The sequence below is a fragment of the Polaribacter filamentus genome (genome assembly GCF_002943715.1).
GTDB lineage: Bacteria > Bacteroidota > Bacteroidia > Flavobacteriales > Flavobacteriaceae > Polaribacter > Polaribacter filamentus.
The window spans coordinates 77100-101860 of the sequence record NZ_MQUA01000004.1; the positions used below are offsets into that span (position 1 = coordinate 77100).

At 32.7% G+C, this 24761-nt stretch carries 21 protein-coding genes, 1 tRNA gene, 2 pseudogenes and 1 riboswitch; of the genes and pseudogenes, 12 read left to right on the forward strand and 12 right to left on the reverse strand.

Going from position 1 to position 24761, the window contains the following annotated elements; all coding sequences use genetic code 11:
• Positions 1 to 2 precede the first annotated feature (2 nt).
• The 12 genes and pseudogenes from BST83_RS00465 to BST83_RS00520 all read left to right on the forward strand — a co-directional run bounded on the left by BST83_RS00465 (position 3) and on the right by BST83_RS00520 (position 11297).
• Positions 3 to 578 (forward strand): precorrin-2 dehydrogenase/sirohydrochlorin ferrochelatase family protein, encoded by a 576-nt coding sequence (locus BST83_RS00465; RefSeq protein WP_104808097.1) that lies wholly within the window; start codon positions 3 to 5, stop codon positions 576 to 578.
• Between the two features lie 93 nt (positions 579 to 671).
• Positions 672 to 1727 (forward strand): NAD(P)/FAD-dependent oxidoreductase, encoded by a 1056-nt coding sequence (locus BST83_RS00470; protein ID WP_104808098.1) that lies wholly within the window; start codon positions 672 to 674, stop codon positions 1725 to 1727.
• A gap of 161 nt (positions 1728 to 1888) precedes the next feature.
• The gene (locus BST83_RS00475) at positions 1889 to 2221 is read left to right on the forward strand and encodes a 2Fe-2S iron-sulfur cluster-binding protein (RefSeq protein ID WP_104808099.1); all 333 of its coding nucleotides are present in this window, start codon (positions 1889 to 1891) and stop codon (positions 2219 to 2221) included.
• An 8-nt stretch (positions 2222 to 2229) separates the two neighbouring features.
• On the forward strand, positions 2230 to 2988 hold the full coding sequence (gene epsC / locus BST83_RS00480) for a serine O-acetyltransferase EpsC (RefSeq protein ID WP_104808100.1): 759 nt from the start codon (positions 2230 to 2232) through the stop codon (positions 2986 to 2988).
• Position 2989: 1 nt separating this feature from the next.
• The gene (gene cysM, locus BST83_RS00485) at positions 2990 to 3883 is read left to right on the forward strand and encodes a cysteine synthase CysM (protein ID WP_104808101.1); all 894 of its coding nucleotides are present in this window, start codon (positions 2990 to 2992) and stop codon (positions 3881 to 3883) included.
• A 254-nt stretch (positions 3884 to 4137) separates the two neighbouring features.
• Positions 4138 to 4261: riboswitch (SAM riboswitch) on the forward strand.
• A gap of 51 nt (positions 4262 to 4312) precedes the next feature.
• The gene (locus BST83_RS00490; RefSeq protein ID WP_104808102.1) at positions 4313 to 5311 is read left to right on the forward strand and encodes a homocysteine S-methyltransferase family protein; all 999 of its coding nucleotides are present in this window, start codon (positions 4313 to 4315) and stop codon (positions 5309 to 5311) included.
• Between the two features lie 101 nt (positions 5312 to 5412).
• On the forward strand, positions 5413 to 5733 hold the full coding sequence (locus BST83_RS00495) for a four helix bundle protein (RefSeq protein ID WP_240614578.1): 321 nt from the start codon (positions 5413 to 5415) through the stop codon (positions 5731 to 5733).
• Between the two features lie 28 nt (positions 5734 to 5761).
• Positions 5762 to 8464, forward strand: a complete 2703-nt coding sequence (metH, locus tag BST83_RS00500; protein WP_104808103.1) for a methionine synthase — start codon at positions 5762 to 5764, stop codon at positions 8462 to 8464.
• A gap of 270 nt (positions 8465 to 8734) precedes the next feature.
• Positions 8735 to 9691: a methylenetetrahydrofolate reductase [NAD(P)H] gene (gene metF, locus BST83_RS00505; RefSeq protein WP_104808104.1), complete on the forward strand. Its 957-nt coding sequence runs from the start codon at positions 8735 to 8737 to the stop codon at positions 9689 to 9691.
• Positions 9692 to 9866: 175 nt separating this feature from the next.
• A complete protein-coding gene (gene trxA, locus BST83_RS00510) occupies positions 9867 to 10184 on the forward strand; it encodes a thioredoxin (protein WP_104808105.1) in 318 nt (105 codons plus the stop codon).
• Positions 10185 to 10249: 65 nt separating this feature from the next.
• A pseudogene (locus tag BST83_RS00515) lies at positions 10250 to 11166 on the forward strand (DUF58 domain-containing protein).
• Between the two features lie 57 nt (positions 11167 to 11223).
• Positions 11224 to 11297: transfer RNA gene (locus BST83_RS00520), tRNA-Asp, on the forward strand.
• Between the two features lie 1668 nt (positions 11298 to 12965).
• Here the strand turns inward: BST83_RS00520 and BST83_RS00525 are convergent.
• The 12 genes and pseudogenes from BST83_RS00525 to BST83_RS21120 all read right to left on the reverse strand — a co-directional run bounded on the left by BST83_RS00525 (position 12966) and on the right by BST83_RS21120 (position 24753).
• Entirely contained in the window at positions 12966 to 14387 is a 1422-nt protein-coding gene (locus tag BST83_RS00525) for a T9SS type A sorting domain-containing protein (protein ID WP_104808106.1), read from the reverse strand.
• A gap of 135 nt (positions 14388 to 14522) precedes the next feature.
• Positions 14523 to 14867 (reverse strand): hypothetical protein, encoded by a 345-nt coding sequence (locus tag BST83_RS00530; RefSeq protein WP_146092076.1) that lies wholly within the window; start codon positions 14865 to 14867, stop codon positions 14523 to 14525.
• A gap of 589 nt (positions 14868 to 15456) precedes the next feature.
• The gene (locus BST83_RS20230; RefSeq protein WP_240614579.1) at positions 15457 to 16761 is read right to left on the reverse strand and encodes a phage tail-like protein; all 1305 of its coding nucleotides are present in this window, start codon (positions 16759 to 16761) and stop codon (positions 15457 to 15459) included.
• A complete protein-coding gene (locus BST83_RS00540; RefSeq protein WP_104808108.1) occupies positions 16758 to 17474 on the reverse strand; it encodes a T9SS type A sorting domain-containing protein in 717 nt (238 codons plus the stop codon). Before BST83_RS00540 ends, BST83_RS20230 begins: the two co-directional genes overlap by 4 nt.
• Positions 17475 to 17900: 426 nt before the next feature.
• A complete protein-coding gene (locus BST83_RS00545) occupies positions 17901 to 18173 on the reverse strand; it encodes an integrase core domain-containing protein (RefSeq protein ID WP_170062696.1) in 273 nt (90 codons plus the stop codon).
• A gap of 798 nt (positions 18174 to 18971) precedes the next feature.
• Positions 18972 to 19133: a hypothetical protein gene (locus BST83_RS20075; RefSeq protein ID WP_205853527.1), complete on the reverse strand. Its 162-nt coding sequence runs from the start codon at positions 19131 to 19133 to the stop codon at positions 18972 to 18974.
• A gap of 6 nt (positions 19134 to 19139) precedes the next feature.
• Positions 19140 to 20087, reverse strand: a pseudogene (locus BST83_RS00550) (alpha/beta hydrolase); the annotation flags it as partial.
• 12 nt (positions 20088 to 20099) lie between these two features.
• Positions 20100 to 20264 (reverse strand): hypothetical protein, encoded by a 165-nt coding sequence (locus tag BST83_RS20080; RefSeq protein WP_205853528.1) that lies wholly within the window; start codon positions 20262 to 20264, stop codon positions 20100 to 20102.
• A 271-nt stretch (positions 20265 to 20535) separates the two neighbouring features.
• Complete coding sequence (locus BST83_RS00555; RefSeq protein WP_104808110.1) at positions 20536 to 22053, reverse strand: amidohydrolase family protein; 1518 nt, start codon at positions 22051 to 22053, stop codon at positions 20536 to 20538.
• 2 nt (positions 22054 to 22055) lie between these two features.
• Positions 22056 to 22493 carry a MarR family winged helix-turn-helix transcriptional regulator gene (locus BST83_RS00560; RefSeq protein ID WP_104808111.1) on the reverse strand — a complete coding sequence of 146 codons (438 nt, stop codon included), beginning with the start codon at positions 22491 to 22493 and terminating at the stop codon, positions 22056 to 22058.
• A gap of 822 nt (positions 22494 to 23315) precedes the next feature.
• Positions 23316 to 24509: an alpha/beta hydrolase-fold protein gene (locus BST83_RS00565; RefSeq protein ID WP_104808112.1), complete on the reverse strand. Its 1194-nt coding sequence runs from the start codon at positions 24507 to 24509 to the stop codon at positions 23316 to 23318.
• 109 nt (positions 24510 to 24618) lie between these two features.
• Positions 24619 to 24753: a hypothetical protein gene (locus tag BST83_RS21120; RefSeq protein WP_302849436.1), complete on the reverse strand. Its 135-nt coding sequence runs from the start codon at positions 24751 to 24753 to the stop codon at positions 24619 to 24621.
• Positions 24754 to 24761 lie beyond the last annotated feature (8 nt).

Here is a 24761-nt window from a genome sequence, read left to right on the forward strand (position 1 = left end):
ATATGGAAAGAAATAATTTATATCCTATTTTTTTAAAAGCTAAAAATCTAAATTTTTTAATTATTGGCGGCGGCTTTGTAGCCGAAGAAAAATTGACATTTCTTTTAAAATCGAGTCCACACGCAAAAGTAACAATGGTTTCGCCAATGTTTAGAGAAGGTACAATTGCCTTGGCAAAAAAAGGATGTGTTACGTTAGTTAAAGATAGTTATCAAAAAAAATATTTACAAGGAAGACATATCGTAATTGCAACAACAGATATTCAAGAAATAAATATTCAGGTTTGGAAAGACTGCAGAGCAGAAGCAAAATTAGTAAATGTTGCTGACAATCCTCCCTATTGCGATTTTTATATGGGCGGAATTGTAACGAAAGGAAATGTGAAAATAGCAATTTCTACTAATGGAAAATCGCCAACTACAGCCAAGAGATTGCGTCAGTTTTTTGAAGATGTTATTCCGGATAATATTGATGATTTGGTAAAGAATTTGAATGAATACAGAAAAACCATCAAAGGAAATTTTGAGGAAAAAGTAGAAAAGTTAAATGAGTTTACAAAAAGTTTGGTTGAAAAATAAAATTAACATCATTGCGAATAAAGTGAAGCAATCTTAATAAGAGAAACGGATTGCCTCGTTGTTTTTTCTCGTAAGGATAAATAAATTGAAATAATGATTACAACAGATATACTAATTATTGGCGCAGGACCAACAGGATTATTTACAGTTTTTGAAGCAGGTTTATTAAAATTAAAATGTCATTTAATTGATGCCTTACCGCAACCTGGCGGGCAATGTTCAGAAATTTATCCAAAGAAACCAATTTATGATATTCCTGCATATCCAGAAATTTTAGCAGGCGATTTAACGCATAAATTAATAGAGCAAAGCAAGCAATTTAAACCTGGTTTTACTTTAGGTGAACGCGCGGAAACAATTGACAAACAGGGTGACGGAACGTTTATTGTCACTACGAATAAGGGTACAAAACATCATGCTAAAATTGTTGCAATTGCGGGAGGTTTAGGGTCTTTTGAGCCAAGAAAACCATTAATTTTTAATATTCAAAAATTTGAAGACAAAGGTGTTGAGTATATTATTAAAGAGCCAGAATTGTATCGAGATAAAAAAGTTGTGATTTCTGGAGGTGGAGATTCGGCTTTAGATTGGGCTGTTTTTTTGTCTGATGTGGCATCCGAAGTAACTTTAATCCACAGAAGAAACGAATTTAGAGGCGCGTTAGATTCCGTTGAAAAAGTACAAGAATTAAAGAATTTAGGAAAAATAAGATTAATTACTCCTGCAGAAGTAAAAGGTATTTTAGGTACTGATAAAGTAACTGGTGTTGCTGTAGAAAAAGAGGGCGAAGATGCTTTTATTGTAGATGCAGATCATTTTATTCCGTTATTTGGTTTATCTCCAAAATTAGGTCCAATTGGCAATTGGGGTTTAGATATCGAGAAAAATGCCATCAAAGTAAACAACGCTTTAGATTATCAAACAAACATTCCGGGTGTATATGCAATTGGCGATGTAAATACGTATCCAGGAAAATTAAAATTGATTTTATGCGGATTTCATGAAGCTACTTTAATGTGTCAAAGTGCTTATAAAAGAATCTTTCCGGATAAAAAATATGTAATGAAATATACCACGGTTGGCGGTGTAGATGGTTTTGACGGAACTAGAAAAGAAGCGCCAAAAGCAGTTGTAAAGGCGATACAGTAATTTTTTTATAGCGTTTTGAAAAACTTTTAAGAATACTAAATGTTAGGTTTACATTACTTTGTAGACAGAACAAATAGAGAGAAAAGACGGTATAGGTTTTTAAAACTTGTGCGGTCTAACCAATCAAATTTCTTACTTTTGATCTTTCATAATAATATATAATGAGTTTAGATATTAATATAAAAATTACAGACAGAAACGGAGTAACTCATGAAGTTGTTGCGCCAACAGACATGGCAATGAATTTGATGGAAATTGTTCGTTCTTATGAATTAGCAGAAGAAGGAACCATCGGAATTTGTGGTGGAATGGCAATGTGTGCTTCATGTCAATGTTATGTGAATTCAGATCACAAACTGCCAGAAATTACGGATGATGAAGATGCCATGTTAGCAGAAGCTTTCAATGTAAAAGACAACAGCAGATTAGGTTGTCAAATACAAATGACATCAGAAATGGATGGATTAGAAGTTGAATTAGCTCCAGAAATTTAACGCGATAAATGAAAGAAGCAGAAGAAATAGTTGCGGTTAAAAATTACAGAATGTGTCTAAAAGATGCTGTTGGCGTATTTACAAAAGAATTGATTAATAACTTATTTGATGTAAATCATTTAGGTGATAATGAATCGAAAACCAAACATAAATTTTTAAAAATTTTAGAAAGATTATCTGTAGAAAATGGAGAAAAATTGTGGAACAATTTTGAAAACTCTTTTACCTACATCAGAAAAAAATTAGATCTGGATGCAATTGCTGCCGAAAAAAATGATCCAGCGGCTAAAAGTTTAGAAGAGGTTTATTTAGCGTATCCAGGTTTCTATGCAATTGCGGTTCATAGATTAAGTCATCAATTATTGCAATTAGGAATTCCGGTTTTTCCAAGAGTGATGAGCGAATATGCTCATAGTATCACAGGCACAGATATTCATCCAGGAGCAAAAATTGGAGATTCATTTTTTATAGACCATGCAACGGGAATTGTAATTGGCGAAACGACAATTATCAAAAATAATGTGCAAATTTTTCAGGGAGTTACTTTAGGCGGAATTCAAGTTAAAAAGAGTTTGGGATCCATTAAAAGGCATCCAACAATAGAAAATAATGTAATTATTTATGCAAATGCAACCATTTTAGGTGGCGATGTTGTTATTGGAGAAAATTCGGTAATTGGCGCAAATGTTTGTATTACAGAATCCATACCTGAAAATTCGTTAGTTACCGTTCGATCAGAAAATAAAATAGTCCAAAAAAGAAATTAATATGCAAACAAAAAGTATCATAGATTTCATAGGAAATACACCTTTGGTAGAAGCGCAACATATTTTTAAAAAAGAAGGCGTTACATTATTGCTCAAATTAGAAGGAAATAATCCTGGTGGAAGTGTAAAAGATAGAGCTGCTTATAATATGATTTTCGAGGCCCTCAATAAAAAGAACATAAAAAAAGGAGATACTTTAGTTGAAGCAACAAGCGGAAATACCGGAATTGCGTTGGCTTTAATGGCAAAGGTTTTAGGTGTTAATATGGTATTGGTAATGCCGGAAAACTCAACTATAGAAAGAGTTAAGACAATGCGTGCTTATGGTGCAAAAGTTATTTTAACTTCAAAAGAATTGGGTATAGAAGGTTCTAGAGATCATGCTTTAAAGTTGAAATACAAAAAAGGCTATTTTAGATTGAATCAGTTTGATAATCCAGACAATTCGAAAGCCCATTTTAAAACTACAGGTCCAGAAATTTGGAGAGATACAGAAGGACAAGTAACCCATTTTATTGCGGCAATGGGAACTACTGGAACTATTATGGGAGTTTCTGATTATTTAAAAGGGAAAAATAAAGAAATCAAAATAATTGGTGCACAGCCAAAAGATGGTGCTAAAATACCAGGAATTAGAAAATGGCCTCAAGAATATTTGCCAGCCATTTTTAATGCAGCTAAAGTAGATGAAGTTATAGAGGTTAGTGAAGAAGAAGCAAAAGCGATGACACAAAGATTAGCTTCTGAAGAAGGAATTTTTGCAGGAATGAGCAGCGGAGGTTCTGTATTAGTAGCTATAAAAGTAGCAGAGAAATTAGAAAAAGGAGTTGTTGTTGCTATTGTTTGCGATAGAGGCGACCGATATTTATCATCAACATTATTCGAGAAAGATTAGAAATAAATAAGACGCGAATTTCACTAATTAAGAAGGGCTTATAAAATCAGTATAAATTTGATAAGTGAATTTGTGTAATTGTCAAGTGCTATTTATGCTGTTTAATATTTGTGAAAATCCGTAAAATCTGTATCAAGTAATTTTAGAAAACAAATCATTATTAGAAAAGAAATGATCAAATATTTATAGTATAAAATTCTGCAAATAAAAAAATAATCCTTTTCTTTGCAGTAAAGTTCATAAACTTATTGATTACGTTATCACGAAAGGCAGAGGGATTAGACCCATTGAAGCCTTGGCAACCTCTCATTTTGAGAAAGGTGCTACATTCTACAAGAAAAACCTGAATTAATTTCAGTATTTCTTGACAGATAACAGCGAAAAAATTACCTTTCCTGATGACATATTGATACTAATTATCAAAAAAAAATGTCAAATATATACAAAGCTTTACAAGAACGAATTTTGGTTTTAGACGGTGCCATGGGCACGATGCTACAAGCCTATAAATTCACCGAAGAAGATTTTAGAGGAGAGCGCTTTAAAGAGTACCCAACACCTTTGCAAGGTAACAACGATTTGTTGTCAATTACTCAGCCAGAAGCGATTAAAACCATTCATGGTAAGTATTTTGAAGCAGGTGCAGATATTATAGAAACCAATACTTTTTCGGGGACAACCATTGCAATGGCAGATTATCAATTAGAAGATTTAGTGTATGAATTAAATTTTCAATCAGCAAAAATTGCCAAAGAAGTTGCTGATGAATTTACAGCAAAAAATCCTCAGAAACCAAGATTTGTAGCAGGTTCAATTGGCCCAACAAACAGAACTGCAAGTATGTCTCCAGATGTAAATGATCCGGGATATAGAGCGGTTACTTTTGATGAATTAAGAATTGCCTACAAACAACAAACAGAAGCTTTAATTGAGGGCGGAGTCGATTTGCTATTAGTAGAAACGGTCTTTGATACGTTAAATGCAAAAGCGGCTTTATTTGCGATTGAGGAAGTAAAAGAAGAAAGAAATATTGATATTCCTATTATGCTTTCGGGTACGATTACGGATGCATCAGGTAGAACTTTATCTGGTCAAACAGCAGAGGCTTTTTTAATTTCTGTTTCTCACATTCCACTTTTATCTGTGGGGTTCAATTGTGCTTTAGGCGCTAATTTATTACAACCACATTTAGAGGCGATTGCTAACAAAACAGACTTTGCAATTTCTGCGCATCCAAATGCTGGCTTGCCTAATGCATTTGGAGAATATGACGAAACTCCGGAAGAAATGGGTGAGCAAATTGAAGAATATTTAAAGAAAGATTTAATAAATATTATTGGCGGATGCTGTGGCACAACTCCGGAGCATATTAGAGTTATTGCTAGTATTGCTAAAAAATATAAACCTAGGTTGGTTGGTGGTTTTTAGTTGTTGGTTGATGTTGTTTATGGAGAACTAGGAGAACATCATGTAGAAATAATTTAAGAATAAAACTAATAACGATCAATTAAAAACAACTAATCAAAATTATGAATTATACAGAATTAGAGGTTTGGAAATACGCTAGAGGATTGGTGAAGTTGGTTTATTTGCTTACAAAATCATTCCCAAAAGAAGAAATCTATGGTTTGACAAATCAGATAAGAAGAAGTGTTGTTTCTGTGCCTTCGAATATAGCTGAAGGAATAGGTAGACCATCTAATAAAGAAACCATTCATTTTTTATACATAGCAAAAGGTTCTTTGCAAGAAGTAGAAACCCAATTATATTTATCTTTTGATCTAGAATATATTTTAAATGATGAATTAAAAAATATTTTAGAAAAAGTGATTTCATGTAAAAATTGTTGAACGGTTTTATTAATTACTACAAAAAATTATGATTGACGAAATAAACCAAAAACCATCAACCAAAAACCAAAAACGATTTATGCGTTTATCAGGATTAGAACCTCTAATCTTGAATGAAAACAGCAATTTTATCAATGTTGGTGAACGAACTAATGTAGCTGGTTCTCGTAAGTTTTTAAGGCTTATAAAAGAAGAACGATTTGATGAAGCATTAGATGTTGCAAGACATCAAGTGGATGGTGGTGCACAAATTATAGACATTAATTTTGATGATGGATTAATTGACGGTAAACAAGCAATGGTTCGTTTTCTAAATTTAATTGCAGCAGAACCAGATATTTGCAGAGTACCAATTATGATTGATAGCTCAAAATGGGAAATCATTGAAGCGGGTTTGAAAGTAGTGCAGGGAAAATGTATTGTAAATTCAATTTCTTTAAAGGAAGGAGAAGAAAAATTTATTTGGGAAGCAAAACAAATAAAACGCTACGGAGCTGCAGTAATTGTGATGGCTTTTGATGAAAACGGACAAGCAGATAATTATGAACGAAGATTAGAAATAGCAAAACGATCATATGATATTTTAGTGAATGTTGTTCACTTTGCATCCGAAGATATTATTTTCGATTTAAATATTTTTCCTGTAGCCACAGGAATGGATGAACATAAAAAAAATGCCATCGATTTTATTGAAGCAACGAGATGGGTGAGACAAAATTTACCCAATGTTTCTGTAAGTGGCGGCGTGAGTAATGTTTCTTTTTCTTTTAGAGGAAATGACGGCGTTCGTGAAGCAATGCATTCTGTGTTTTTGTATCACGCAATTCAGGCTGGTATGAACATCGGAATTGTAAATCCTGCTTTGTTAGAAATTTATGATGACATTTCGAAAGATTTATTAGAACGTGTAGAAGATGTAATTCTTGATCGAAGAGAAGACGCAACCGAGCGTTTGTTAGATTTTGCAGAAACTGTAAAAGGTTCTAAAGTAGAAAAAGGATTGGATTTATCTTGGAGAGAAAATTCGTTACAAGATAGAATTACACATGCATTGGTAAAAGGAATTGATGCTTTTATAATTGAAGATGTTGAAATTGCAAGACAAGAAGCAGAAAAAACAATAGAAGTGATAGAAGGTCATTTAATGATTGGTATGAATGTGGTTGGTGATTTATTTGGAGCCGGAAAAATGTTTTTGCCTCAAGTTGTAAAATCTGCACGAGTAATGAAAAAAGCAGTAGGTTATTTAAATCCGTTTATTGAAGCAGAAAAAGGCGACAAACAAGAACCCGTTGGTAAAATTTTAATGGCAACCGTAAAAGGAGATGTCCATGACATTGGTAAAAATATTGTAAGTGTTGTTTTGGCATGTAACAATTATGAAATTATAGATTTAGGGGTGATGGTTCCGCCAGAAAAAATTATCCAAATGGCCATAAGCGAGCGAGTTGATGCTATTGGTTTGTCTGGTTTAATAACACCTTCTTTAGATGAAATGGTTTATTTAGCAAAAGAAATGCAGCGTCAAAATTTTGTATTGCCTTTGCTAATTGGTGGCGCAACAACATCTAAAGCGCACACGGCGGTAAAGATTGATACACAATATAAAAATGCGGTTGTACATGTAAATGATGCATCAAGAGCTGTAACTGTTGTTGGGGATTTATTAAATAAGAAAACGAGTCATTTATACACGGCAAAATTAAAGAAGGATTATGATGAATTTAGAACCAAGTTTTTAAAACGAGGAAAAGAAAAATCATATGTTTCTATAAAAGAAGCGCGTAGAAGAAAATATAAGATTGATTGGAATACATCAGAAATTGTAAAACCAAAAGAAGTAGGAATTCAGATTTTAGAGCAATTGAGTTTAAAAGAATTAGTTCCGTTTATCGATTGGAGTCCATTTTTTAGAAGCTGGGATTTGCATGGTAAATTTCCAAACATTTTAACAGATGAAGTTGTTGGTGAACAAGCAACAATAATGTTTGATGAAGCGCAAGCAATGATAAAAGAAATTATTGCAAAACAATTGTTAAAACCAAAAGCAATTTTTGGTCTGTTTGAAGCAAATACTATAAATGATGATGATATTTCTGTTACCAAAAAAGGTAAACAAATTGCTGTTTTTAGAACCTTACGTCAGCAATTAAAAAAACGTGAAGGGATTCCGAATATTGCTTTATCAGATTTTATTGCTCCGAAAGAAACTAATAAAACAGATTATATGGGTGTTTTTTGTGTGGCTATTTTTGGTGCGCAAGAATTAGCGGATAGTTATAGAGCAAAAGAAGACGATTATAATGGAATTATGGCGCAAGCAATTGCAGACCGTTTTGCAGAGGCTATGGCCGAATATTTACACAAGCAAATAAGAATTAAACATTGGGGTTATGATGCTGATGAAGGCTTAACGAATGATGATTTAATTAAAGAAACTTACAAGGGAATTCGTCCTGCACCAGGATATCCGGCCTGTCCAGATCATTTAGAAAAAGAAACGATTTGGGAGTTGCTTGATGTTGAAAATCAAATAGGCGTAAAGCTAACAGAAAGTATGGCAATGTGGCCAGCGGCAGCGGTATCTGGATATTATTTTGCAAATAAAGAAGCAAAGTATTTTGGTTTAGGTAAAATTACGGATGATCAAGTTACCGATTATTCAGAAAGAAAAGGAATTACAAAACAGAAAGCAAGAAAGTGGTTGCATCCATCGCTTGCAGAAGAATAAATTTAAAACCTTTAAGGTCTGTTTTTTAAACAAGGGTAAGTTTGCGTTAGCGATTGAAACGGCATCCTTTTTATGCTGAACTTATTTAAATATCGTTAGGATTTTAAATTGCGATAGATAGAAAGAAACGGAAGGAACATTTAATTATGCATAAAAAGATATAGTGAAAAGCGCGACCCTTGTGGTAACGCCCAAAAAGATAAAATAAGATTAATAACATAAAATTACCCGCAACAGTTGCTCTTTTTGGAGAGAAATTAAGGGAGGCCTATGAAAGTTACAGAACACATTAAAAAAGCAAACGGAAAAACATTATTTTCTTTTGAAATTATTCCGCCTAAAAAAGGAAATAATATTCAAGATTTATATAATAACATAGATCCTTTAATGGAGTTTAAGCCACCTTTTATAGATGTTACAACTTCTAGAGAAGAGTATGTTTATATTGATAAAGGCAATGGTTTATTAGATCGAAAAATAACAAGAATGCGTCCAGGAACTGTTGGTATTTGTGCTGCAATTAAGCATAAATACGATATAGATACTGTTCCGCATGTTTTGTGTGGAGGTTTTTCTAAAGAAGAAACAGAATATTTATTGATTGATTGTCATTATCTGGGAATCCAAAATGTGATGGCACTGAGAGGTGATGCCATGAGCCATCAAAAATATTTTGAGCCAAGTAAAAACGGTAATCATTTTGCAAAAGATTTGGTGGCGCAAATTAATGATTTAAATTGTGGTAAATATTTACATGATGTTATGGAAGCGGACCATAAAGCTGATTTTTGTATTGGAGTTGCGGGGTATCCTGAGAAACATTTAGAAGCACCCTCATTACAAACCGATTTGAAACGTTTAAAAGAAAAAGTGGATGCTGGGGCAGATTATGTCGTTACACAAATGTTTTTTGATAATAAAAAGTATTTTAAGTTTGTAGAAGCTGCTAAAAAAGCAGGAATCAATATACCTATTATCCCAGGAATAAAACCAATTGCAGTAAAACGTCATTTACAACTATTGCCACAAGTTTTTAAAATTGATTTACCAGAAGCTTTAATTAACTCAGTAGAAAGTTGTAAATCAAACACAGATGTTCGTCAAGTTGGAATTGAATGGACCATTCAGCAATCTAAAGAGTTATTAGCGGCAGGAGTGCCTGTTTTACACTATTATTCTATGGGAAAAAGTGATAATATTGAAGCGATAGCAAAAGAGTTATTTTAAGTAATTCATCAAAAAAAACCAGCTATTTTGAAGTTTTTTAATAAATCTTTTTTTTGTAAGCATAAATACTATTGATAGACAAATAGTAAAAAGTAATTTTTTAAAATATCGAAAGCAAATAAAATGATTACTTTTGTTTAACGAAAATCAAACAGGATCTTAAAAATAAAATAAAATGGCATTAGAAATAACAGACGCAAATTTTGACGAATTAGTATTAAAATCAGACAAACCAGTATTAGTAGATTTCTGGGCAGCTTGGTGTGGACCATGCAGAATGGTTGGGCCAATTGTTGATGAAATTTATGCAGAATATGAAGGTAAAGCTATTGTAGGTAAAGTAGATGTAGATGCTAATCAAGAGTTTGCAGCCAAATACGGAGTGCGTAATATACCAACTGTTTTAATTTTTAAGAATGGAGAAGTAGTTGACAAACAAGTAGGCGTTGCTCCAAAAAATGTGTACACGGGTAAAATTGATGCTGCTATGTAGTAGCTTATAAATTTATATATTTAAAAAGGTTTGGCTAACGTCAAACCTTTTTTTATTTTGGTAACATGGTAAACTTATCAGAAATACAATCATCAGAAATAAAAAACCTAGACATACTTGCAAAACAGGTTGTAGAAGGTTTTATAACAGGGATGCATAAAAGTCCGTTTCACGGATTTTCTGTAGAATTTTCTGAACATAAATTATACAATAATGGCGAAAGTACCCGTCATATAGATTGGAAATTATTTGCTAAAACTGAAAAGTTATACATCAAAAAATACGAAGAAGAAACCAACCTAAGATGTCATATTATAATAGATAATTCTGCATCGATGCATTATCCAGTTGTAAAAAAACAATCTTTTGATAATTTAACTAAAGTTGGATTTGCTGCAGTTGCAGCTGCATCTTTAATGGAAATACTAAAAAGACAAAGAGATGCCGTAGGATTAAGTATTTATTCGGATTCGTATGAATATTATGCTCCAGAAAAAGGAAGCGAGCGTCACAGAAAAATGTTGTTGCATCAATTAGAGCAATTATTAGCTTCTAGTTCTTCTAAAACTACAGAGACCTATCAATATTTACATGAAATAGCAGAAAAGATGCATAGACGCTCTTTAATTTTTTTATTTACGGATATGTTTCAGACAAATAAAGAGAATGAAGCGCTTTTTGAAGCCTTACGTCATCTAAAATATAACAAGCATGAAGTGGTTTTGTTCCATGTTTTTGACGGAAAAACCGAATTTAACTTCAATTTTGACAATTCGCCAAAGAAATTTGTAGATGTTGAGACCGGAGAAGAAATAAATATTTATGCTGAGAATATTCAGGATAAATATAAAACCTTATTGAAGATTTCTTTAAAGAATTGAAAAATAAATGCTTACAATATAAAATAGATTATGTTCCTGTAGACATACATTCTGGTTTTGATCAGGTTCTGATAAATTATTTAACCAGTAGAAAAAAATAGTATAATTTCATTGCATAATTAAAAAACAGAGTTATATTTGCAACCGCTAACAGCAACGGTTTGGTAGTTCAGTTGGTTAGAATACCTGCCTGTCACGCAGGGGGTCGCGGGTTCGAGTCCCGTCCAGACCGCTAAAAGCATCTCATTTGAGATGCTTTTTTCGTTTTTATAAACCTGTAACTTATTGTTTTTTAATTATTTATAGGGTAAAATTTCACTATTTTTTAGCAGTCTCAAAAACCGCTCGGGGACTAAACCGGAACTCTTTTTTTCTTGTAACCCAAAATAATTTTTATTTTTAAAATAAAGCAATGGGCTTTTTTAAAATAATTTTAGCACAAGTAAGTTGGCTTATAAATATACGAAAAAGAGTGCTGTTTTGTATTTTATAAAATAATTTTTATTTTTTTAAATAAAGCGATTTTGAAAGAATTGAGGGAGCGTTTTAATTTTTTGCTCTAAAAAAACCAACAGGTACCTCGGTTTTTAAAACAGCTAAAAAAACAACTTATTGTAACGGATGCATTTCAAAGTAAATACGCATTGATTTTTCATTGTTTTTCAGCTCTTTTAAAACCCACTGCGCAATTGATTTTACTGGGGTTTTCCTTTGGTTGTATGTGCTTATCATTTTTGATGATTTTTAATAAAATTAAATGATCAAACCCATTGAAAGTTCAATTGAAAACAATGAAAATCATTGTCAAAAAAAGAATTGAATTTTTAAAAATTATTCTAGGAGATAATTTTTAAGTTTTTAATACCTTTTTCACTCCTTTTTTCCATTAAAAACAAGCGTTTGCTCCTTTGTGAATTTTAGCATCCTTAAAATCGATTAAAGTCAATGAATTTTAAGCATTGGTTACCTTGAAAACCTTGCATATTATCGTCAAGTGGCATGCTGATTTTATTGGAAAAACGATGGATTGTAATTTTTATACTATTTTATCGCAATAGCTTGACTTTTCATTGTTTTTTAGTTTATATAAAAACTGCTCCGCAATTGATTTTACTGAGGTTTTCCTTTGGTTGTATGTTCTTATCGTTTTTGATAAAATTTAAGGATCAAACCCATTAAAAGTTCAATAGAAAACAATGAAAATCATTGTGAATAAAAGAATTGAATTTTTAAAAATTATTCTAGCGGATAATTTTTAAGTTTTTAATACCTTTTTCACCCCTTTTTTCCATTAAAAACAACCATTCGTTACTTTGTTAATTTTAGCATCCTTAAAATCGATTAAAATCAATGAATTTTAAGCATTGGGTACATTGAAAACCTTGCATATTATCGTCAAGTGGCATGCTGATTTTATTGGAAAAACGATGGATTGTAATTTTTGTACTATTTTATTGAAATCGCTTGACTTTTCATTGTTTTTTAGTTTATTTAAAAACTCGCTTCGCAATTGATTTTACTGAGGTTTTCCTTTGGTTGTATGTGCTTATCATTTTTGATGATTTTTAATAAAATTTAAGGATCAAACCCATTGAAAGCTCCATTGAAAACAATGAAAATTATAGTCAAAAAAAAAATTGAATTTTTTTTAAAATTATTCTAGGAGATAATATTTTAGTTTTTAATACCTTTTTCACCCCTTTTTTCCATTGAAAATAAGCATTTGTTCCTTTGTGAATTTGAGCATCCGTAAAATCAATGAAAAATCAATGAATTTTAAGCATTAGTTGCATAGAAAACCTTGCATATTATCGTCAAGTGGCACAATGGTTTTATTGGGGAAACGGTGGATTGTCCTTAAATGCTATTTATTATTAACTTTATTAGCAAGCGGGGTGTTCTATTCTTTTAAAAATTTAATTGTATTTCCGTTTTCAAATTTTAAGAAGTAAAATCCTTTAGAATAGTTTTTAAGGTCAATTTTTTCATCAACAGAAATACTTCCTTTTGAAACCTCTGAACCAATAGCATTATAGATGCTATAATTTTCTGTATTTTTAAGTCCTGATATTTGAATAAACTTTGAAGTTGGATTCGGATAGATCTCTAATGAATTTAGTACTGCTATATTATCTAACGATAATGTTGTTGTATTGAACTTAGAAATTTTGCTACCATAATATTCAGCGATATACAAGTCATTTCCATTAAGAGCCAACCCAGAAGGACCACTTACTCCGTTAACAACATCAGTTAAAGTTGGGGTAGCAGCCGTAATATCTATTTTTGAAATTTTGTTACCACCAAATTCCGCGATATACAAATCATTTCCAATAAGAATAAGGTTATCAGGTTGATTTAATCCTGCAAAAACCTCAATTGTAGTTGGGATAGTAGCAGTAACATCTATTTTTAAAATTCTGCCAGCATCATATTCCGTGATGTACAAATCATTTCCATTAAGAAAAAGGTCACCGGGGCCTATTAATCCTGTAACAACATCAATTGCAGTTGGATTGGTAGCAGTAATATCTATTTTTGAAATTTTGTTGTCAGAATATTCAGAGATATACAAATCATTTCCATGAAGAGCAAACCCACTAGGACCATTTAATTCAGTAACAACATGAGTTGGGGTCGCAGGAGTAATATCTATTTTTGAAATTTTGTTCCTATTAGATTCAGCGATATACAAATCATTTCCATTAAGAATAAGGCTATAAGGAATATTTAGCCCTGTAACAACGTCAATTGCCGCTGGGTTCGTAGCAGTAATATCTATTTTTGAAATTTTGTTTCCATTACGTTCTGAGATATACAAATCATTTCCATTAAGAGCAAGTCTAGTTGGGGTGTCTAATCCTGTTATTACATCAATTGCAGTTGGATTGTTAGCAGTGATATCTATTTTTGAAATTTTGTTCCCATTAGATTCAGCGATATACAAATCATTTCCATTAAGAGCAAACCCAGCAGGTAAATCTACACCTGTAACAACATCAGTTGGGGTAGCAGGAGTAAGGTCTATTTTTGAAATTTTACCCGAAAGAGTTTCCGCGATATACAAATCATTTCCATTAAAAATAAGCCCATAAGGACGATCTATCCCTGTAACAACATTAGTTGCCGTTGGGTTCGTAGCAGTAATATCTATTTTTGAAATTTTATTCGAAAGAATTTCCGCGATATACAAATCATTGCCATTAAGAGCAAGTCTAACGGGGCGGTTTACTAATGTTGTTACATCTGTTGCTTGTGTAAAAGAAGAATTGGAATAAAATAGCGTTAAAAAAAATGTGGTTAAAATGTAAATTTGTTTCATAAGTAAAGTTTTAAATTAATGAATGTTTGTTAAAGATTTATAGGTCTTTTCTTCCAGATAATAGAAACTTTTTGTTCATTATTATTATTTTATAAATACAAAGCAATACAACTACTTGTTTTGCTACTCGCTATTTTAATACCACTCAATAGCTAGATTGTCCAATGCTGCATTCAATGCTGTTAGTGAATTCGGTGCAATTATTGTGGTATCAATTGTTAGTTTTTTGGTGTCGGTTTTTAGGATATAATTTCCTGCGTATTTTTCGATCGTTTTTATTTCAGACAACTGCACTTCTTTTTGAAAGAAATTGTTTGTTCGAATGCTCCCATGTTCAATTGTTATGTATTGGTATTTCTTTTGATAGCCACATCTTAAAACACAGCTAATTGGAAGTAATATGGCAAGTACAAACATCCAAATGTCGGCGTCTCTAAATAGTTCCGGCAACCCAATTATTAAAAAAAGAAGGGCATACATAAGATTCAAGTTCAACTGTTTTTTTGTAAAATCAATTTTCATTTTTCATGTGTTTTATAAGGCGTGCTATCAAAACGACCTGTTTTGAATTGGTATTCCTATTTTTAGATTCCTAAACTTTTTTCGATACAAGGTTACATACCCAAACCTAATTATATCGGTTGTTTTAAAATTGTTTATTGTAAGCTGTTGGTATTCAAAGCTGTTTACTCTACATGCGCAGAATATTTTAGCATTTTTTTACTAAGATACCTATAAGTGAAATACAAATAGTATTGTTGTTCTCTTTTTTTTATCGGTTCATTTCAGAGCGCTTAGAACAAGCGATACCCTGCTTATTTTTAAGAAGAGGCAACTAGATGCGCACGCATGTGCTGCAAGAGCTCCCAAACGCCAGATTACAGTTGTTTTACAAAAGCTGGGTGATTTTTAGGAGTTTGTGAATGCCTTTGTTTCGAAAATAATGCAGCGGCGAAGGCATTTTTGTTTTTTGGATTCAGGGATCTTAAACCCACGTCTTTAATACAAATAAAAAAAACCACTCCATTGGAGTGGTTTTTTTTTATGATGTAATAATTGAATAAGCTTTTTATTCTTTAATTAAACGGACTGAACAAGCTCTGTCAATATTGTAAGCGCCATTTTGCATAGCATTTGTACTGGCATGCAATAAATTCATATATGCTAGTGTACTCGTTTGAGCTTCTGAAGACCAAAAAATGGATGCATCATGAACTTGCATAAAAACTCCTCCATTTCGTATTCCTGATGGAAGTCCCGTCCATCCAGATTCATTTGTGGCAGGTTGAGATCCTGACCAGAGCCCTGTGCCGTCAGAAGTATTCCCTGTAGATTTTAGCTTATAGCCTATATTTGCCCCATTTATATCACTCCCTAAATGAACTTTTAAATCTGTCTGCTCTTGGTTCGTTGGCACGTGATATCCCTCAGGTGCAAACTCTTTTCGCAATGTGTCATCGTTAAGTGAGGCTTCGTCATAGATTCCAGCAATGGCATACCAGTTATATAGTTTTCCATAAGTATCTCCAAAAGCGGAATCATTATTGTAATAACACCAAGCTCCCGTCGTTAAATTATTCCACGCTGTCTGGTCTGTAACTTGAGGGATGGCAGTGCCGTCTCTATAAGTTACATGCTCTGCATTACGTAATGTCCATTCTTGAGCCCCAATAACAACTGTTTCTGGGCCTGCAACTATATTAACCGTTAAAGTCTGTTCTTGAGCTGCATTGCCAGAAGCATCAGACACATTATAAGTTACTGGATAGGCACCATAAGTAGTGGTATCTACAGCTCCGGCAACCACAATAGCGCTAGAAATATCTCCATCAACATTATCCATAGCGGTTGCTGATGGATTTAGATATGACCCATTAATAACTACGTCCATTGAGTTTCCTACCGAAATTGTAATAACAGGCAGAACATTGTCATAAATAGCGGCAACTGATCCAGAAATATTTGTCCAAGCTAGGCCGTTATAAACTTGCATTTCGCCATTTGGTCCGCAGTCAGCACACCACACTGTTAAACCCGCTACTGGACTGTCAATAACATCCCGCTCTGATTCGAGCATACTAGCAGCTCCAACAGCAGCCGCAGGCGCTCCCAGTTGTGCCCAAGCCGTTCCATCATAAAAATAAAAACCAGCTGTTTGGTCTGTTTGAAAGATCATCAGGCCGGTTGCTGGCAATGTAATTGCATCACGCTGGGTTTCTGTTAATCGTGGAATTAAAATTCCGCCTTCTGTTGAAGTCACATCCAAGGCTGCAGAAGCCGCTGGCGTATTGTTATTTATACCTACCTGAGCAAATGCCGTTAGATTAACGGCAATAAATAATATAAAAATTATTGATTTTAATATCGTTTTCATTTTTGGTTATTTTTAATGATTTTAAAAGTATTGGTTTGTTGGTTGTTTCGTTTTGTAACATTGATAAAGTAAACGCCCTTGGGAAATGAATTCATATCAATGCGTTTCGCAGTAGTTTCAAACAATTTTGCGCCTGTTACAGAATACAATACAGACTTCAGTTCGCCCTCGCATTTTATCTCTAAATGTGATTGTACAGGGTTTGGATATAATAGGATTTCAAAAACAGAAGTTATAGGCTTGACGGTTAGTGTGCCGCTCGTTGCTGCCGTAATCTCCCCAAGGGTCACATCCGCTAGGGCTACTTCTGCAACTAAATTCTCAGTAGCGTTAACAGATCCTACATGCTCAATCCATTCGGAAACGCTGCTGTCTGGTCTTGAGAATACAGCAAGCGCCTCTCCTGTATTGCCATTCAACTCAGTATCCTCATAACGGAACTCAATGGTTCCAGAGAAGTTTGGCTGAGGAATTGAGAACGCATAAACCCTACTAATGCTTTCTTTCGTTCCTAGAGTGGCTGCCGTATTGCTTTTGCTAAGCTCAGTCTCCGTTATCGTATAGTCAAAAGATGGTGCTAAACTCACCCCTCCAACATTTATTTGACTGTCACTACTGATTGTTACAGAAGACCCACTAGAAACTGTTATAAGTGAGGTTTGTGCAAACAAGCTGGAGGACACGAGAACTATTAGTAGTGTAATTTTTTTCATGTTGATAATTAAATTGGTTTCAGTGTGCAAGATTAGTCGCAATATAGTGCTTTTTTTTTAAAACATAAATGAAGGTCATAAAGTACATTTTGAAATTTCAAAACACATATAATGATGTATATTTGATTCTTTAATGTAATAAATGACACTTTCGCTTTCTTTTTTGCTTGTATTGTATATTGTCAAATAAAATTGAACTTTTTCACTCAAAATTTAAGAAAGCTTTCCACTAATATAGTTTAAAATTTTGATATTGTTTTTTTTAGCTTTCAAAGTTCTGTTTTTTGTCATTTTTCGTTTTCCTAATTTCTTTCGGCCGCGTATTATACTGATATAGGTTGACCTTTTTTAGGTTTAATTTATACCGTTCAAAGTATTTTTTTAAGGTGTTTAGAATGCAAAAAATATCTTGAACAAGTTTTAGTTTTAAATTTTTAGTTCAGTCAAATTTACATTATTTCTTCGATATGATTTGTATTTGATGTTCGGATTCAAATGGACTTCGGCAGGTTTTCTTAAACCGAGGCTGAAATGGATTCTTAAATTATTGTAAATAGATACTGCTTGTTTCGTGACTTCTTGAGCAATGTTAGTGTTTTTAATGCAGTTTCTAAGTCCACATTCATATTTTAAAGTTCCATTAATCCTTTCTGCAATGGCATTTTCGTATGGGTCGTATTGTTCTGTCATAATCATCATGATGCCATTACTTTCGGCAAATTCTGTATATTTAAGGTTACAGTATTGAAAACCTCTATCTGAATGATGAATGAGTTTTTTAGTAGGGTATTTCCCTTAAATTAGCTACAACGTTTGGTATATGAAAAGTAGGCGATTTAGAAGCACAAAACTTTCAGTTAAGTACTTACTTTGACACGAGCTAGAATGCTTGAATTAACTACTATTCCGCCTATTTTTTATATACTTTGTGTGTGCCCAGTATGGGCATCTTTAACTTATCGCAAGATAAGTTATTCATCTAGAGGGTGCAAGTCCCTTATGGGTTTGGGTAACTCCAATAACCATTAGTAAGTCGCGAGGGTGTTAACTGCGAAGTTACATCTGAAGAAAGCGAGACTACAAAACTCGGTACTGACGAACAGAAATCGTATACAGCGGCATATTTACTTGGGTAAGCAAGCACATCATTGTAACGCCCAAAAGAGTAACAAAAGGGTAAGTATGTAGATACGGCAGGAATTGAGTGAAAGAAGATGCCATTACCTGGGGAGGTCTCTAGAGCCACGAGTTGGCTGTATAGAGAAGTCAGCAGAGGTCATAGTAACTATAGGAAACGAGCAGAGGCAATACCTCTGATGGACTCACAAGTAGGGAAGGACTGAACGTAATTCTCTTCAAAATTCGCATAGGAGCACTAGTGGTAGCCTATGTCTAAACTAGAAGATAGTGCCAAGGGTGAAAAGAGCTTTGGTGTGATGATTTACGAACCGCCGTATACGAGACCCGTATGCACGGTGGTGTGAGGGGTGCACTCCGTCATTTGATGGCGGAGCCACCCACTCGATTAGCCTCTGTTAATTTTTTCTTTAGTGCCTCAATTCTTTCTTTATAGGAATCATCTCCACTTATTTCATATGCTTTAGTTACAAATTTTATAGCCTTGTCATTATCCCCATTTCTTTCATAATAATCGGCCATAGAATCTTAGCTATTTGGGCTATTTGGGTAATACTCAATGGTAAGTTCAAAGAACATCTTAGCTCTTTCCATTTGGCCCATATCCATACTCATGTAACCCTGCATATTTATTAAGAATTCAGGAAAAGGAGGTACAGCGTAGCCGAAATGCGTTTCAAGTTTATGTTGGCGATACCTAACAATCTTATTAATTTCATCTGCGGTGGTAGTTGGCATATTATGTTTGTCAATATTTTCCGTTTGGTACCATTCAAAAACAGAAATTAAACCATCCATAATGGAAGGAAAGGTAATAGTACCATGTAAATCTCTTGGATAATACTTCCATTCAAAAGCTAATTCATTTTGCTTATTTTGATTTAATACTTCAGAAAAAGCAATATTAGATCGTGAAAATATGGTAAAGTCCGTTGTGTCTTTTTTTATTTCATTTAAGGTCATTCCCGTTTTCTGCATATTTACATGTCCTGCCAGCGACATAAATAATGACTTCCCTTTGTAATCAGCACTTGAAACTTTATCTCTTGCTTCCTTAAATAATTGTTGATTATCCCAATCCAAGCTAGGGTCAATCGCCAAATAATTGGAAAACAACTCTGGGTGATGAACTAGCGAATAAAGAGTAAATAAGCCTCCATAAGAATGACCAATTAACGTTCTAAAATTAGTAACAGGATATTTATTTTCTACAAATGGAATTAGTTCAGTTTCTATAAACTTACTAAAATTGACAGCCTCTCCGTTTTCTTGTTTAAAAGGACTTCTATACATCTCAGTTACTTTTGAAGTTGTTAAGTCACGCATTCTGTTTTTATCGTTTGAAATGCCAATAATAACCATTTCGGGTGCAAAGCCTCCACTATAGTAGTTTTGTACATCATTCACTGTAGGGAGAAATACTTCACCATCTAAAACAAAAACTACTGGGTATTTTATGTTTTCATCGGGTTTGTAATCTGCAGGGAGTTATACATAAATTTTTCTAGTTTCTTTTAGCGTATTAGAGTAAAGACTATCTAAAGTGCCTACCTTTTGTAAAAACTGTTGGTTTTGATTTGTTTGTGAGTTTGCAAATTGTTGTAAGAAGATAAAAAGTCCTGTAATTAATACTGTTTTAATGCTATTTTTCATTTGTTTGTTTTTAATTGAGGCTAACGGTTAGTATAACAAACGTAGGGCAGGTGATAAGCATTTTCGTTTCGGTTTATTACTTAGCTAAATATAAATATTTTTCTTTTATCTTTTTTGTTGAAAAAGCTAAATTTTATATTTGCTGGATTTCCTTAATATTCACATACCTTTCGGTTTAGCACAAACGCCCTATGTTTTTTATACATTGTTAGCTATAGTTTTTATTGTTCGTAATTTTCAATTAAAGTAGTAGATTTTTTATTCATTCTTTTTAATGTCTATTATCTTTCATTAACCTAATGAACATTTTTACGGAAATAGATAGTCCATTTATTCCCGATGAATTGTCTTCAACATACTTTTTCATAGTATCGATATCTTCTTTAGTATATATATTCCCATTGAAAAAGAGCGATTCAATTGAAGTCGTATTTTTAATATCTAATAATGGATTTTTATTTAAAATCAATATATCAGCTATTTTTTCTTCTTCTATAGTTCCATAATTTTTAGAAACTTGAAAATATTTTGATGGATTTATAGTTGCACAAACTAAGGCTTCCGCAGGAGATAAACCTGCTTTAACTAACTCTTCAAGTTCACTATGTAAACTAATTCCTGGGAATGAATATGGGTCATATGAATCTGTTCCTGCTAAAATTTTTACTCCTTTTTTATGAGCCAATCCAGTTAGCTCTAATCCTTTTGCGTAAAAGTTGTTTAAATGATTTTGGTTTCCTTCTTTTTTTGTAAACTCTTTCATTCCGCTCACGTCGTCTTTCCAAATAAAAGACACTAAATGTGGAATGTATTTTAAATTCTCATCATTCAAAAAATCTTCATTATTAGTTAGTGCTTCATATTTTCGAGTAATATGCGTTGGGCAGAAATAAGTTTCGTTTTTTACCATTACATCAACTAATTCATAGAATTTTGCATAGTCAAAACTTTTCAACATTTCGATTGATGAAGGTTTATTCTTTTCATCTAATTCTTCATCTGCATACATAGCACGATAGTATTCACGAAGTTTCTCGGCATCAGGATTCGAATGCTTCAAGAATAAATGTGCATGTTCAAAACTACGTTGCCCTGCATTTGATGCATCTATTGGATTTATAGCATTTGGATAATGACCTGCGAAGACAACACCTTTACTTTTGGCAACTTTCGCTAATTCAAAATATCTTTTAGATAGGATTCCTGAATAAATTTTTATGAAAGTCCGTTTATCATTCGCTGTTTTATTTATTACGTCTAAAACGTTCTGTTCGTCATAATTTGCGCCAACAATTTCATCAGCAAAACCAATTAATCTTGGACCTAATAATGTTTCAGATTCTATTTCTTTTCGCCATTTAATACGTTCTTCATTTATATTGACAACGCCTTGCATATCTCTAATATTAGTAATACCATTTGCAATATGTAAAGGCATAATGACTTGGGGTGCAATTTGAAATGCTAAATGAGAATGCATATCCCACAAACCTGCTAGTGCATATTTCCCTGTTCCATCAATAATTTTAGTGTTTTTGTCTTTTGAAATAGAATCATTTAAAGTAATTTTTATTATTCTGTTATTTTTAATAACAATAGTTTGATTTTTTAGGATTGAGTCATTCGCAACATCTACAATATTAATGTTGGAAATAGTATAACTGTTGTTGTCTGCCTTTTGACTTAAAGGTTCTGGAATCGGATATATAAATAGAAGAAGAACAATAAATAATACGAATCCAATTAGTATTAATCCGTATTTTAGTGTCTTTAAAATTATTTTTTTCATTATTATTTTGAGTTGCAGTTGTTTATTATTTTGTTTAAAGTATTCTTTAATTGGGCTATTTCATTGTCTGTAATCCCTTCGAGAGCGGATTTTCTGTATGATGAAATTACCGTATTTAAATCAGTGAGTAAATTTTGCCCTTTGTCCGTTATCGACAAATTATATTTTCTTCGGTCAGCGTTATTTATAGACCTTTTTATATAATCCTTTTTTGCCATTAATTCAATCATTCTGGTTACCGAAGCATTATCTTTAAAGACCAATTCACCAATTTTATTTTGTGAGAGTTTAGGATAATTATTTAGGAAAATCAGTAACAAAGCTTGGTCAATTGTTATATTTTCAATCGTTTCATTAAGATTTCGTTGAGCAAATCGTCTGTATTCTTTAATTCCTTTTTCAATGGTGTAGAAAATGGTCTGTGATGGAAGTTCAATCATTTTATTTTTATTTGATGCAAATATAATTGATATATCAATTAAAATTTAATTTAAAAACTGTAATCTGATTTTTTTTCAAATTACAGCTAACGGTTTGTATATGAAAAGTAGCAGATTAAATGGCTATACATTTCCCAAAGACGAAAGATAATAAAAAAGCGCAAACCAAATGGCTTGCGCAAATCCTGCTATTTTTTATATACTTTGTGTGTGCCCAGTATGGGCATCTTTAACTTATCGCAAGATAAGTTATTCATCTAGAGGGTGCAAGTCCCTTATGCACAGGAGTAACGTATTGAAGCATTAGTAAGTCGCAAGGGTGGTAACTGCGAAGTTACATCTGAAGAAAGCGAGACTACAAAACTCGTTACTGACGAACAGAAATCGTATACAGCGGCATATTTACTTGGGTAAGCAAGCACATCATTGTAACGCCCAAAAGAGTAACAAAAGGGTAAGTATGTAGATACGGCAGGAATTGAGTGAAAGAAGATGCCATTACCTGGGGAGGTCTCTAGAGCCACGAGTTGGCTGTATAGAGAAGTCAGCAGAGGTCATAGTAACTATAGGAAACGAGCAGAGGCAATACCTCTGATGGACTCACAAGTAGGGAAGGACTGAACGTAATTCTCTTCAAAATTCGCATAGGAGCACTAGTGGTAGCCTATGTCTAAACTAGAAGATAGTGCCAAGGATGAAAAGAGCTTTGGTGTGATGATTTACGAACCGCCGTATATGAGACCCCTATGTACATTGGTGTGAGGGGTAGACTCCGTCATTTGATGGCGGAGCCATCCACTCGATTAGCAAACGTTTTTATTCTTATTCAATATTCTTTAATAGTTTAGTTTTTTGACGTTCACTAATATCCCTTCTTGACATAACTTTATTTCTATATTCAGTTTTATAATATTTTGACATTTTGAGGTTGTTGAGCAGTTTATAGTATTCAATAAGTTCTAAGTCAAAATCAGGATAATTAGGGTAATACTTTTGCCCTAGTTTAATAAAGTCAATAGCTGTTTGAAGGTCTTTTTTTTCATATCCAAAAGAACTAGCTAATGAAAATATATGGGTTAGGTTAGGATTTACCTCAACCCCTAAATTTTTACTTGTTTGTTCTAAATCAGATTTAAATTCCTCAATTGGTTTTTCGATAGTATCTTTTTTCAGCTTAATGTAAAACCAGTTATTTAGGATTGAATTATAATTAGCGTAAGCGTCCATAAAAATAGCAGGTGCTGAAACCCAGTAGTTGGTCATATGGTTAGCATTTTTGTTTTCGGAAAAATTTCCTACAAAGTTTTTTGGCATTTCGGTTTTGAAAATATAATCAGATACATCTTTACATTCAGTTAGATATGTTTCTTCTTCCAAAGTGCTTCCAGCTGTAAAATAATAACGAAACTTATTTGGAAAATTAGAAGAGTCTGAAATGTAAGATTTGAAATTCTCAATAGACAAAGGTTTATTATTGTAAAATCCACTTAACGCAATTGCGATATCAATTTTTTCACTTTGTTTTGTGGTTAAATAATTGACTAAAAAAGCAGTCCTTGAATGTCCAACAAGAGTTATATAGTCGTTTGCTTTAAACTCTTTTTGAAGTTTTGGAATAAGTTCATTAAAAAGAAACCTTTCCATTCTTTCAATACCTGATAAAGAATCGTTTTTATTTTTCTGACTAGAAGTTAAGTAATACCTATTATTGCGATTAAAAGGCACTCCAATTATAATTGTTTCTGGTATTTGAGATTCATTAGTCAATAAATCAATTGAATTTATTATTTGAGGATACGTTCTTTCGTGTTGACTATCAAAAATTATTGTGATTGGATATTTTGTTGATTTTGCTGAAAAGTTAAATGTTTCCGGAATATGTAGGTTAAGACTTACTGTTTCTTTTAGAAAAACGGATTTAATTTTTAAGCTATCATTGGAATAACCTAAATAGTTTTGACCAAGTGTAATGTTTGTAAAAAACAAAACAATTATTATAAGTTTTACTATTTTCATTTTAATGTTTGCTAACGGTTTTGTATTAGATTAGATTCTGTGTTAACTTACAACAAAAAATTGATATTTTTTTATATTTTTGTTTTTCAAAACGGCTTCGAGCTAGTTTCTAAAGGGCAGTTTCCATTTCTAATGGAGTTGCTCTTTTTTGTTGCTCATAATTTTGAATAAAACCTTTTTTATTTTTATAAACGACATAAATTAATTCTAATAGTTTTCTTTGAACAGCAATCAACCCTTTCATTTTTATAC

What these genes read in the sequence shown, in the direction of transcription:
- BST83_RS00465 (WP_104808097.1), top strand. Translation starts at nt 3, where the DNA reads ATGGAAAGAAATAATTTATATCCTATTTTTTTAAAAGCTAAAAATCTA.
- BST83_RS00470 (WP_104808098.1), top strand. Translation starts at nt 672, where the DNA reads ATGATTACAACAGATATACTAATTATTGGCGCAGGACCAACAGGATTA.
- BST83_RS00475 (WP_104808099.1), top strand. Translation starts at nt 1,889, where the DNA reads ATGAGTTTAGATATTAATATAAAAATTACAGACAGAAACGGAGTAACT.
- epsC (WP_104808100.1), top strand. Translation starts at nt 2,230, where the DNA reads ATGAAAGAAGCAGAAGAAATAGTTGCGGTTAAAAATTACAGAATGTGT.
- cysM (WP_104808101.1), top strand. Translation starts at nt 2,990, where the DNA reads ATGCAAACAAAAAGTATCATAGATTTCATAGGAAATACACCTTTGGTA.
- BST83_RS00490 (WP_104808102.1), top strand. Translation starts at nt 4,313, where the DNA reads ATGTCAAATATATACAAAGCTTTACAAGAACGAATTTTGGTTTTAGAC.
- BST83_RS00495 (WP_240614578.1), top strand. Translation starts at nt 5,413, where the DNA reads ATGAATTATACAGAATTAGAGGTTTGGAAATACGCTAGAGGATTGGTG.
- metH (WP_104808103.1), top strand. Translation starts at nt 5,762, where the DNA reads ATGATTGACGAAATAAACCAAAAACCATCAACCAAAAACCAAAAACGA.
- metF (WP_104808104.1), top strand. Translation starts at nt 8,735, where the DNA reads ATGAAAGTTACAGAACACATTAAAAAAGCAAACGGAAAAACATTATTT.
- trxA (WP_104808105.1), top strand. Translation starts at nt 9,867, where the DNA reads ATGGCATTAGAAATAACAGACGCAAATTTTGACGAATTAGTATTAAAA.
- BST83_RS00525 (WP_104808106.1), bottom strand. Translation starts at nt 14,387, where the DNA reads ATGAAACAAATTTACATTTTAACCACATTTTTTTTAACGCTATTTTAT.
- BST83_RS00530 (WP_146092076.1), bottom strand. Translation starts at nt 14,867, where the DNA reads ATGTATGCCCTTCTTTTTTTAATAATTGGGTTGCCGGAACTATTTAGA.
- BST83_RS20230 (WP_240614579.1), bottom strand. Translation starts at nt 16,761, where the DNA reads ATGAAAACGATATTAAAATCAATAATTTTTATATTATTTATTGCCGTT.
- BST83_RS00540 (WP_104808108.1), bottom strand. Translation starts at nt 17,474, where the DNA reads ATGAAAAAAATTACACTACTAATAGTTCTCGTGTCCTCCAGCTTGTTT.
- BST83_RS00545 (WP_170062696.1), bottom strand. Translation starts at nt 18,173, where the DNA reads ATGATGATTATGACAGAACAATACGACCCATACGAAAATGCCATTGCA.
- BST83_RS20075 (WP_205853527.1), bottom strand. Translation starts at nt 19,133, where the DNA reads ATGGCCGATTATTATGAAAGAAATGGGGATAATGACAAGGCTATAAAA.
- BST83_RS20080 (WP_205853528.1), bottom strand. Translation starts at nt 20,264, where the DNA reads ATGAAAAATAGCATTAAAACAGTATTAATTACAGGACTTTTTATCTTC.
- BST83_RS00555 (WP_104808110.1), bottom strand. Translation starts at nt 22,053, where the DNA reads ATGAAAAAAATAATTTTAAAGACACTAAAATACGGATTAATACTAATT.
- BST83_RS00560 (WP_104808111.1), bottom strand. Translation starts at nt 22,493, where the DNA reads ATGATTGAACTTCCATCACAGACCATTTTCTACACCATTGAAAAAGGA.
- BST83_RS00565 (WP_104808112.1), bottom strand. Translation starts at nt 24,509, where the DNA reads ATGAAAATAGTAAAACTTATAATAATTGTTTTGTTTTTTACAAACATT.
- BST83_RS21120 (WP_302849436.1), bottom strand. Translation starts at nt 24,753, where the DNA reads ATGAAAGGGTTGATTGCTGTTCAAAGAAAACTATTAGAATTAATTTAT.